Origin of the sequence: Aureibaculum flavum, assembly GCF_016406085.1 — a bacterium.
GTDB lineage: Bacteria > Bacteroidota > Bacteroidia > Flavobacteriales > Flavobacteriaceae > Aureibaculum > Aureibaculum flavum.
On sequence record NZ_JAEHFJ010000003.1, the window covers coordinates 255,908 to 268,116 of the forward strand.

The 12,209-nt window shown below is 31.3% G+C and carries 7 protein-coding genes; 2 read left to right on the forward strand and 5 right to left on the reverse strand.

Translation table 11 applies throughout. The annotated features are described in order from the left end of the window. Nucleotides 1–63: 63 nt before the first annotated feature. Nucleotides 64–1,827: a Na/Pi cotransporter family protein gene (locus JBL43_RS07060; protein WP_198840757.1), complete on the forward strand. Its 1,764-nt coding sequence runs from the start codon at nt 64–66 to the stop codon at nt 1,825–1,827. A gap of 58 nt (nt 1,828–1,885) precedes the next feature. Here the strand turns inward: JBL43_RS07060 and JBL43_RS07065 are convergent, their stop codons facing one another. Both JBL43_RS07065 and JBL43_RS07070 read right to left on the reverse strand, forming a co-directional pair. Then, nucleotides 1,886–4,153 (reverse strand): inorganic phosphate transporter, encoded by a 2,268-nt coding sequence (locus JBL43_RS07065; protein ID WP_198840758.1) that lies wholly within the window; start codon nt 4,151–4,153, stop codon nt 1,886–1,888. A 70-nt stretch (nt 4,154–4,223) separates the two neighbouring features. Next, entirely contained in the window at nt 4,224–5,432 is a 1,209-nt protein-coding gene (locus JBL43_RS07070; protein ID WP_198840759.1) for an OprO/OprP family phosphate-selective porin, read from the reverse strand. A gap of 199 nt (nt 5,433–5,631) precedes the next feature. Between JBL43_RS07070 and JBL43_RS07075 the strand changes: the two genes are divergently transcribed. Further along, nucleotides 5,632–5,991, forward strand: coding sequence for a toxin-antitoxin system YwqK family antitoxin (locus JBL43_RS07075; protein WP_198840760.1), 360 nt, complete (start codon nt 5,632–5,634; stop codon nt 5,989–5,991). A 59-nt stretch (nt 5,992–6,050) separates the two neighbouring features. Here the strand turns inward: JBL43_RS07075 and JBL43_RS07080 are convergent, their stop codons facing one another. The 3 genes from JBL43_RS07080 to pgi form a co-directional block, all read right to left on the reverse strand. After that, the gene (locus JBL43_RS07080; protein WP_198840761.1) at nt 6,051–8,855 is read right to left on the reverse strand and encodes a TonB-dependent receptor; all 2,805 of its coding nucleotides are present in this window, start codon (nt 8,853–8,855) and stop codon (nt 6,051–6,053) included. Nucleotides 8,856–8,969: 114 nt separating this feature from the next. After that, on the reverse strand, nt 8,970–10,196 hold the full coding sequence (locus JBL43_RS07085; RefSeq protein WP_198840762.1) for a beta-helix domain-containing protein: 1,227 nt from the start codon (nt 10,194–10,196) through the stop codon (nt 8,970–8,972). 349 nt (nt 10,197–10,545) lie between these two features. Then, a complete protein-coding gene (gene pgi, locus JBL43_RS07090) occupies nt 10,546–12,114 on the reverse strand; it encodes a glucose-6-phosphate isomerase (RefSeq protein WP_198840763.1) in 1,569 nt (522 codons plus the stop codon). Between the last annotated feature and the right edge of the window lie 95 nt (nt 12,115–12,209).

Below are 12,209 nucleotides of genomic sequence, written 5' to 3' on the forward strand. Positions count from 1 at the left end.
CGCATACATTATTTATTGTTTTTTTTCTTTAAATTTAACTACTATAATAGACGATTTAATTAAATGTATAAAAAATCACTTTTTTTCCTTTTATTATTAGCTTTAGCAATTACCTTATATTTTAGTCCCAATTTTGAAACCATAGCCGCTGGTGTTGCTATATTATTATTTGGTATGATAATGTTAGAAGAGGGCTTTAAAGTTTTCACTAAAGGACCGCTTCAACAAATTCTAAAAAAAACTACTGACAAACTTTATAAAAGTATAACTACTGGTGCAGTACTAACCACGCTTATTCAATCGAGTTCTTTAGTTTCAGTCATAACCATTTCCTTTATTAGTGCTGGTTTAATAAGTTTATCATCTGGTATTGGTCTTATTTTTGGTGCAAATATAGGAAGCACAACAACCGCTTGGTTGGTAGCAGGTTTCGGTCTTAAAATTAAAATTTCGGCATTGGCAATGCCCATGCTTATTTTTGGTTTAATTTTTTCTTTACAGAAAGTAAATACCCTTAAAGGGATAGGTAACGTACTTATTGGCTTAGGATTTTTCTTTTTGGGGATTTTTTTTATGAAAGAAGGCTTCGATGTTTTTAGTAACGATATCGATTTAACAAAATATGCGGTTTCTGGTTTTTTAGGTCTTATTTTATACACCGGTATCGGAATAATTATAACTGTTCTTCTGCAGTCGAGTGCCGCATCTTTGGTCTTAGTTCTAACTGCATTGGCCGCAGGACAAATAGAATATGAAAACGCACTTGCGTTAGCTATTGGTGCCAATGTAGGTACTACTATTACAGCCATCCTTGGATCTATCAGCTCAAATATTGCTGGTAAAAGATTAGCCATAGCACATTTAATATTTAATGTTATAACGGCAACTCTAGCTTTAGCATTCATATATCCTTTAGGGAATTTAGTAAATTATTTGGCAAATGCATTTGGTATTTCAGCTACCGACTACACGCTAAAACTTGCCTTATTTCACACTATTTTCAATGTAGTTGGTGTGCTTATAATGATACCTTTTATAAAGAAACTAGAACAATTCTTAGTAAAATACATTGAAGATAAACCTAATAGTGATGCAGCAAGACCTCATTATTTGAATGAAGCCGTTTTAGCATTTCCGGCATCAGTTATCACAGCATTAACAGACGAATCTAAGGACTTATATAAGAATGCCATTTTTGAAATTGTAGCCCATGGAATCAATATTCATAGAGAAGATATAAAGTCTAATGAGAAACCTAAAAATATAATTAAAAATTCAACCAAAGACTTAGATATCGCCATTGACGAAGTATACCATGCAAAAGTTAAATATATATACGGTGAGATAATCCGCTATGCGGCAACTGCTCAAAGTAAACTGAAGCTAACAGAATCTCAAAACACCACTATTTCAGAAATAAAAATTGCCAACAGAAAAATGGTAGAAATAATAAAAGATGTTAGAGAACTGAACAGAAATGTAAACATGTCTTCAACATTAAATAATAAATATTTGATTAAAGAATATAATCTTTATCGAAAAAAGGTTTTAAAAGTGCTTAGGGTTATTTATAGATTTAGAAAAGGAGATGACACTAAAAACTATAGTAAAAAAATGAATAAACTAAAAACTGCTGCAAAACAAAATAAAGCAAAAGGTAACCATTCAATAGACAATTTAATAAGAAAAGAATTGATTACTCCTGAAATGGCATCATCACTATTTAATGATTACTCATACGTTAATGATATTATTAAAAAGCTAATTGAAGTAGCTGAACTTTTATATAGTAATAAAGATTCTTTATTAGAAAACAATCCAGAATAAAAAATGGTCTGAGATTTTTAATTTCTCAGACCATTTTTATTTACTGCTAATACAACTTTTAACTTTCTGCATTCATCAAGTTAACATTGCGATCGTGCTCACTATAATAGAGCTCTAATATGGTAATACCCGCTTTAATTAAATCTTTCGTTTCTAATAAAATACTAAAATACAGCGTAGTGTTTTTCGGACTCGACTCTATCGTTCTTGTACGTTCCACTTGTTGATGAATAGCACTTTCAACATGGTCTAATAAAGCTTGTTTGTCATTTATTAAGTCTGGTACAATTTTTTCAAAAGAACGAGAATCAAATACTTCTCTTGTCTTATCAAATAAAGAAACGAGTTGGTCATTAATCTCAATCAATTCATCCGCTTGTTTTTTCTTTAACGGTCTATGATTATTATTAATATGTTTATGACTGACTTTAGAAATAAAACTAGCCGATTGTGCCATGTCTTGTAAATTACCAATAACATCAATATAAAATTTACTTGCCCCTAAATAAGAGTCATCTAAATTTTTAATAAAGTAAAACATGTTATTCTGTAAGCCCTCTATTTCATTCTCCAACTTAATTACTGTATTTTTTGCTTTTTTAAGACTAGACAAATCTTCATTTATCAATCCGTCAATAGTACTTTTATTTATTTTACTTATTCTTTTTAATGCTTTCGAAATATTGTCTGCACTCTCTTCAATAACACCATGAATAGAATTACTCTCAGCTTTACTCAAACTATCTTCCGCTTTAATTTCTCTTCCTTTTTTAATATGCTTAATATAGTTTCTTGCCAACAATAACACGGCAACTAATAAAAGTATTGCAATCATAGTTATGCCTCCTAAATGGATTAAATAAGCTATAGTACCAGCAGCAATAAAAGCACTTATTGCAGTACCAAACCACCCTCCAATTACATTTAGAACACCAGCAACTCTGTAAACTGCACTTTCGCTGCCCCAAGCTCTATCTGCCAAAGAAGTACCCATTGCAACCATAAAAGTAACATAGGTTGTTGATAATGGTAATTTCATTGAAGTAGCTAATGATATTAATATACTTGCTACCATTAAATTAACTGCAGCACGTACCATATCAAATGCAGGTAACTCATGTTCTTTACCTTTAACCAATTTAATAACGGGCTTTTCAAATTGTTTTTCTACGTGATTTTGAATCGGTGTTGGTATAACTGAATTCGTATATTTTGAAGCCAGTATAGAGACCCTTACTAAGCTTCTAGATATAAAATTAGGATTAAAACGTTCTTGTGTTTCTCCTTGACTAGATAAATCTAATGATGTTTTAACAACTCCTTTTGCTTTACTAGAAAACCACAATGTTAAAACCATAACAAGACCCGCACCTAATAACATAAATGTTGGAGTTTGCACTTTTTCAGCCAAAGATGACATCGGGAAATCTACCGCAGCAATACCTGACGCCGCCCATGTTTCATAAGATTGCCAAGCCGCAATTGGCACACCAATAAAATTAACTAAATCATTACCCGCAAACGCTAATGCTAAAGCAAAAGTACCCACTAAAATAATCAGTTTATAAATATTTTGCTTAAAGACTTTAACAAAAACAAAAGATAGCAAGGTCCATAAAACGAAGCTCCCTATCAATATAAATATAGTTTTACCTTCAATAAGGTGTTCAATTTCTTTATAATAGTCTGTTCCTTTAAGACCTTTAATAAATATAAAATAAGTAATTGCTGCCAATGCAAAACCTCCAAAAACTGCACCTACCCATTTAGCTTTACGCTCAAAATTAAAGGACAATAAGACTCTGGAAATATATTGGACTATGGCACCAATAGAAAATGCAATAACCACCGAGAGCAGAATTCCTATAATAATCTCCGTAGCTTTATCAGTATTTATATAGTTACCCAATTCTGAAATAGAATCGCCTTTAGCCGCTATTTTAATAAGTGCCATTGCTACAGCAGCACCTAATAATTCAAATACAATTGATACGGTAGTTGATGTAGGCATCCCTAACGTATTAAAAAAATCGAGCAGTAATATATCGGTAATCATTACTGCCATAAATATGATCATGATTTCATTGAAATAAAACTCGCTTGGAACAAATATTCCTTTTCGAGCAACCTCCATCATACCACTAGAAAAAACAGCTCCAAATGCGACACCTAAGCTAGCAACGATCATTATCGTTCTGAACGATATGGCCTTAGAACCAATAGCTGAATTTAAAAAGTTAACGGCATCATTACTGACACCCACTACTAAGTCTGCAATTGCTAGAATAGCAAGTGCAACAATCATCATAATGTAAGGATTTTCCATATCTAATATTTAGTGTGCAAATGTGTATTTTTTAATTTACGTGTATATTAACAAATAGTTATATTTTCTTTTAAAAATCAATCTGAAATCGTGCCTGAAAAACATTAACATTCCCTGCGTTTTTTATATCCGCATTTATATAATTAAACATAATTCTAGTTGCTGGATTTAAATACCAGTTGAGACCCAATGTAATACTTGCTTGTTCACCTCCATAAATATCTTTACTATTCAAATCAGAATTGGAATAACGTAAGGCAACTTCCCATGCCCCTAAACCACCTTCTTTGCCTGTAAAATTATTCTTTGGACTCACTCTATCAAAACCTTTATACGAGCTTTTATAAACTTTCTGTTCACCAGTTAAAAAGTAACTTAATACTCCATAATAACTAGAAAAGTTATAATTGGTATCACCTTCCAATGCTGTTCTTAAATATTCTGTTTGAAATGAAAATGGGCCTGTTGCAAAAACTCCCTCAAAATTAACCATATTTAGGCTTTTTACATTTTCAATTAATTCCGTGTCAATATACTTTTTATTACTTAAATGTGCTTCTGGTCTTGCAGATATTCTATATTGATTTAAACCAGGCTTCCTAAAACTATACCCTAATCCTAAATGTAATAATTGATTTTCTGTTTTTATGGGAAGACCTGTTAATCTCCCTGTAAAAACGTATCCATTATTTGCCATTAGGTCATTTCCATTTCCTCCTGCATTCCGAAAAAGACCAGCTTGTGCACTAAGCCTATCTTTCAAAAAATCATTCAACAAAAGGATTCCATTGTTCCGTGTAGGAGAAAAGTCATTGAGTACAGCACGTTCCATAAACGTAATATACTTACTGCCTGTAAGCGATTCAAATCGTAATGGTTCTTTTAAATTCCCAACTCTTATCGTACCTACTACAGGTATATCTCTTATTCCTAAATAAACATCTTTAAATGCTACTTCACCACCTTCAAATCCTAAATCTAAAATAAATTCAATATTTTTATACAATAGACCTGAAAAAAATACTCTTGTACGTCTAAATTCTGTGCCACTTGTGGCTAATAATTGTCCGTATACATCATCTAAAGCCTCATTTTGAGAAAAAAAAGCATGATCGACCATAATTCTACCTCCAAACTTTAATTGAAAATTTTCATCAGCACTTTTTAACTTAAATCCATTGTCCCATTTAAAACTAAAAGGATTAGATTCTTTTTCTTGAGCAAAAATAGTTAAGGAAAGTAGACAAATAAGAAATGAAAATAGATTCTTTGATTCCATCTATTGGATAGGTTCGTAGTGGTTAATTGCTTGCAAGTTATTTCATTTAATGTAAAAAATAAAGCTTTACTACTTTTATTTACATCACTAACAATCAAAATGTTACATTTTCAATGTTAATTTAAAGTTAACAAAATGTTGTGTAATTGTAAAATAATTCATACCTTAATACCGTTAATGTTAAGTAAATACTAAAATTATGAAAAAAATAGCTGTTCTATTAATTGTTTTTTGTGTGAGTTTTTCTTTTGCACAAGAAAATGATAATAAAGTAAAATTAGAAAAAAAGGGAGATATAACGGAAGCTACTTTTTACTATGACAATGGAGAAATTGATCAACAAGGATCTTTTAAAGATGGGAAGTTACATGGAACATGGACTAGCTTTAATTTAACTGGTGAAAAAATTGCTATAGGTAATTATGAGGCGGGTAAAAAAGTAGGAAAATGGATCTTTAAAACGAATGATGTTTTAAAAGAGGTTGATTATTCTAACGATCAAATAGAAAAAGTAAATTCTTGGTCTCGTGATGCTGCAATAGCCTCAAAAAATGAGTAAAATAATTTATAAAATAAACAAAAAAAGGAGCTTGTAAGCTCCTTTTTTTTGTTTTAAATTTAAAACTTTATACTATATCCTAATGAAATAGAAGTGCTAGGATTTCTGCTAGAAAAGATTTGATCTGCTGCATTATGAGACTCATAAACACTCTCTTTTTTAGAGCCTAATAAATTTGTAATCTTAAAGCTTAGGTTCGACTTTCTCTCTTTACCTATTGATTTGTTTAATGTAAAGTTTAAACTATTAAAAGGCTTTGTAAACACATCAGGGTTTGCACCACCTACAACTTCCAACGTCTTTCCTTGTACATTATAAAAGACTCCAGTTTGTAAACCAATTTTATCATTGTCATAATCTAAACCTGCATTAATTAAATATGGTGATTGCCCTTGAAGCTCTCTAGTATCGTCAACCTCTTCTCCTGGTCTTGCGGTATTTGTTCGTAATGCAAACTCGTCAGCACCCATTTTTAATTTTGATTGTATTACAGAGGCGTTTAAGTTGAACCTAAAGTTTTCTAAACGAGAAGATAGAAAACTTAAGTTTTTTCTAAATTCTAGTTCAGCTCCAATTACATCAGCTTCACCTAAATTTTGCGGTGTAAAATTATCTAACGCTGATTGAAAGTAAGTTAACTCAATTGGGTCTTTAAATGATTTGTAAAATCCACTCACGGCAAACAATTCAGAATTCTCTCCATACACTTCATAACGCAAATCAATATTGTTAATATAAGTTGGTTTTAAATCTATGTTTCCTATATAAGTAATGTCAGAAAGAGCGTCAAATATTTCAGCATTTGATGCTTCCTTAAAAGAAGGACGAGCTGTAGTTCTTGCATAAGATAATCGTATATTTTTATTATCTTTTAAAGCATAGATAAAGTTAACCGATGGAAATAAATCGAATTTATTAATAATAGATTCATTATTTAATACAGCACCGCTACTGTTTTCACCGGTATAGTTAATCATAAAATTTTCAACTCTTACACCAACAATAGTTTTCAGTTTATCTCCTAAATTAAATTCATTAGAAATATAACCAGCCATATTCATTTGATTAGATTCAAAAATATTAACAGGATCTACAACTGAAGTATTTCTTATAAACGAACCTTCTTGATCGCTCGTTGTCCATAAATTTTCATCTGCTAAGATGGCATCAGCATTACCATTAAATCCACTTGGACCAGCAATACCAATTCTAAAAGTATAAATATTATATGTTCTTTGTTTATATGAACCGTATGCACCCACTTTTAATTTAGCGTCTTTTTGGAATAAACTATATTTTCTAGTTACATCTAATTTACCTACATGATTTTCTTCTTCTAAGTTTCTCCAAATTCTTCTTGGTTCACTATTTTGAGGAATACTAAAACTACCATCTTCTTCTATTCTAAATGAAGTTGCACGCACATCCTTATCGTATATTGTAGATAGTGTTGAAGCCAACTTCCATTCCGTTTTCCATGAAGCATCATTATTAGTATGTGTACCTGATAGTAAACCATTGGTAATTGATCTTTCTGTATAGACCAAGCTATTCTTTATTGCCAAAGCGAAATCTCCTTCATTCAGTTCTTGATCAAATAAACCTGCACTTGACTCACCATTCTGAATACGCATTACGTTTATTTTATATTTAGATCGATCTGTTTTATAAGACAAGCCAACCAAGCCACTAAGTACTACATTTTGTTCACCCAAATTACCTTTTTGACTTTTACTTAAAGGCATTTCTATATTAGATGTGTTTGGGTCTTTTCTATAAAAATTATTCTGAGCATTCTCATAAAAATTTGTTTCATTTTTATAAGATACAGAAGCAATATAACCCAATCTATGGTCCTTCTTTCCTATGGTATATTGATTACCAGCTGTTAACCCAATACTATAGTCCATTGTACTATTTGATTCTAGAGCCGCTAAATTTGGATTAAACCTTTTTGTGATTTCTGTTAATACTGCACTATTATCAAACGTATTTGGAATGGGCTGATAAGGACTTATTGGTAATGCCCTTGTACCATCATCATAACCTAGAAAATCTGTATTACCACCATCATAACTTAAGTAATTACTTTTAAAGTGCATATCAGGATTATAAGAACCACTTAACGATAGGCTAAACTCTTTTTTGGAAGGAAATTCTTTAGTAACAATATCAACAATACCACCTGTAAAATCTGCAGGCAGATCAGCAGTTGCTGATTTTACAACAATAATATTATCAATAATATTTGTTGGAAAAATATCCATTTGTATTGTATTCCTATCAGGATCTAATCCTGGTATATCTACTCCATTTAAAATAGTTTTGGTGTATCTATCTCCTAAACCACGGACATAAACATATTTACCTCCCTGAATAGAAACTCCTGGAACACTTTTAACGGCATTTGCCAAGTCACTTGCTCCTAACTTTTTAAAATTTTGAGAAGAAATACCATCTAATAAATTAACAGATCTTCTTTGAATATTTAATACTGAAGATTCTGTATTGCGAGCCGTTTCTGCAGTAATAATTACCTCATCAAGAGTACCTGAAGCTTCGTTCAAAGTAATATCTAAAACAGTAACATCATCTGGTTTTATAACCACTTCAGTAACTTCAGTAGTTTCAAATCCTAAAAATTTAAAAACAACGATATATGTTCCTGCTTCTAATTCCATGGAATACGTTCCTTCAAAATCTGATGTTGTTCCTTTATCAGAACCCTTAATTAACACTGTTGCAAACGGTAAAACATCGTTTATTTCGCCATCTTTAATTGTACCAGATAAAGTTCCCTTCTGAGCATTTAACAAATTAATAATTAAGGTAAAAGTTAGGAATAGTATAAATTTAATTTTCATGTTATTTTATATTACAAAGCATTTAAAGTTGTGCTCTTTCTTGTATATTCTTTAAATGTCAATTGCCCATACCGTAGTATGAGCAATTGAATAATTCAAATTATTAATTTTAGTTTATTCTAAAGCATTTTTAATGTCTGCCATTGTCCATGTAAATCCAGACATATCAGCACCAGTAGTTTTTGAACTTGAAGTAACATCTGAAGAGAAAGTAGCTGCATCTGCTCCAAAAGTTGATCCCACGTCTGACTTATCAGCAAAAATTGATGCTGATGTACTTACACCTTCAGGTAAAACAATTTGCCAGTTAGTAAACGATAATTTACCAGCAGTATAATTTGCAGCAACACCATCATTATCTAATTCAACATCTGAATCAGCTTTAAAGCCATAAGCAAGAACATTTTTTGTAGTTCCCATTGCACTACTTCTGTAATCTGCATACTCACCTCTTTCTGTAGTCTCATTACCTATTAAAGTAAGACCATCAATCGTAAATTGACCTTCTAAACTTCCTTCAGGACCATCAATTTCTAATGCATGATCAGAAGCTGTTCCTAAAATTACAACTGAGTTAGTAATTGTACCAGAATAAGCTTGGTCAATATCTAAACCATCATCACCAGCAGACCAAACTACCAAGTTAGAAGCATTAACTGAACCTCCAAAAAACTCAATACCATCATCTACATTTGCTACAACTTCAATATTATCAATAACGGTTCCACTACCAACTGCACCTAATGTTAAACCATTGATTTCGTTATCTGGGCTCAATTCTGCACCTCCATGACGGATAGAAATATATTTTAAAATACCTGAATTATCAGCAGCATCATCACCTCCAAAAAGGCCATTTGTATCTGTTGCAGGAACACCTTCTATTTGTACTTCAGTAACGTCTCCTTTAAAAGAACCTGGAGCATATCCTAATATGATAAGCCCACCCCAAAGACCTCTATCATTTTCAGATAAATTTGTCCCAGTAGTTTGTCCAATTGTTACATTATCTGCTGATGAAGTAAAAATAATTGGTGCAGAAGCAGTTCCTTGAGCATCAATTTTAGCTCCTCTAGCAATAATTAATGCAGAAGCTTGCGTACCCGTACCTGCATATGCTTTAATAATTGTACCCGGCTCAATAGTTAATTTTGCTCCATTAGCTACGATAACTCGACCACTAATTTCCCAAATTTTGTCTTGAGTTAACGTTCTGTCAGTTGATATAGTACCCTCTAGTACTGTATCTACAGGTGGCTCAATAATAACCTCTGGATCATCATTACCTGTACATGATGCTAATAAAACCACGATACTTAACGAGTAAAATAATTTCTTCATTTTTTTCTTAATTTTTAGTTTACTTTTTTTGTTTAAATTTTACGTTGCAAATAAATAACACCAATGTAAAGTTTAGGTTAACTGAAAATTAAAGATTTGTTACGTTTAGTTTATCTTAATGTTATGACGAACTTGTTTTGTAAAATAAATGAAGAGAAAAAAAAGTAACTCAATAAGATTGAGTAGAAAAAAAAGATTGAAAAAAAAATGAGATTGATTACAAACAACATAGAAATAGCAACGTTTTTAAGATTAGATATTCTTAAAACCGTTGCTATTAATAATTTTAACAATCACAATTATTTATATAAAACCTTTACAAAGGTTTACTAAATAACTAGTTGAAATTTTATGCTAAAAATTTTTTTGCTAGTTCTTTTCCTAGTTCAACACCAAATTGATCAAAACTAAAAATGTTCCAAATATAGCCTTGTACAAAAGTTTTGTGCTCGTAGGTTGCTATAAGCTTACCTAAATTTTTTGGAGTGAGTTTATCCATTAAAAAGGAATTTGACGGTTTATTACCCTCAAACACTTTAAAGGGTAATAATTTTGAAATTTTATCTTGTTGTCCAGCAGTTTTTAGCTCTAAATGCACCTCTTCCTTAGCTTTTCCTAAATACAAAGCCTCCGATTGAGCATAAAAATTTGACATCAATTTATTATGATGATCTTCATTTCCGTATAACGATTCCTTAAATCCGATAAAATCGACTGGAATTAACTTTGTACCTTGATGTACCAATTGCATAAAAGCATGTTGTACGTTGGTGCCCGTATTTCCCCAAATGATATTTCCTGTTTGATAATCAACTGGATTTCCATCACGGTCAACCGATTTACCATTACTCTCCATTGACCCTTGTTGTAAATAAGGTACAAATTGTGTTAAATATTGAGAGTAAGGTATAACAACTTCAGATTCGGTTTCAAAAAAGTTATTATACCAAATACTAATTAATGCTAACGTAACTGGAATATTCTCATCAAACGATGTTGTTTTAAAATGTTCATCCATTTCATAAGCACCCGTCAATAATTGATCAAAATTATCAAACCCTAATGCTAAACTAATTGATAAACCAACGGCACTCCACAATGAATAACGACCACCAACCCAGTCCCACATGGTAAAAATATTATCCTCAGCTATACCAAAAGCAACAACTTTAGATAAGTTGGTTGATACCGCTACAAAATTATGTTGAATATCGTTTTGTGTTGCTCCTTTTGATAAAAACCATTTTTTAATTGTTTCGGCATTGGTCAAGGTTTCTTGTGTAGTAAATGTTTTAGAAACGATAACAAATAACGTAGTTTCAGGGTCTAACTCTTTAATAATCTCTGCAACATGGTCGCCATCAATATTAGAAACAAAGTGGGTTTTTAAATGGTTTTTATAATATTGCAAAGCATCTACAACCATTCTAGGGCCTAAATCAGAACCTCCAATACCTATATTTACAACATCAGTAATCGCTTTACCTGAATATCCTTTATGCTTACCTGAAATTACTTTTTCAGAAAAAACTTTCATTTTTTGAAGCGTTTCATTTACCTCAACCATTACATTTTCTCCTTCAAACATTACTGCATTACCCGATTTATTACGTAGAGCAGTATGTAAAACAGCTCTGTTTTCAGTTTCATTTATAATGTCACCTGCAAACATTTTATCAATACCATCTTGTAAATCAACCTCTTTCGCTAATGCAACTAAAGATTTTAAAACGTCATCACTAATTCTATTTTTAGAAAAATTCAAACTTAAATCATCGTGTTTTAAGCTATATTTTTCTAGTCTCTCTGAATCTTGCATAAAGAGTTTTTTCATATCAGTATTTTTAATTCCTTGATATAATTCTTGTAAACTCTTCCAAGCGTTAGTTTTCGTTGGGTTTTGATTTTTTAATGCCATTTTAATCTAGATTTTAGTACTACAAATTTAATGAAATATCAAATGTGTTTAGGCACAATTCCTATTAATTATAGGTTAGGCATTTATCTAGTGGC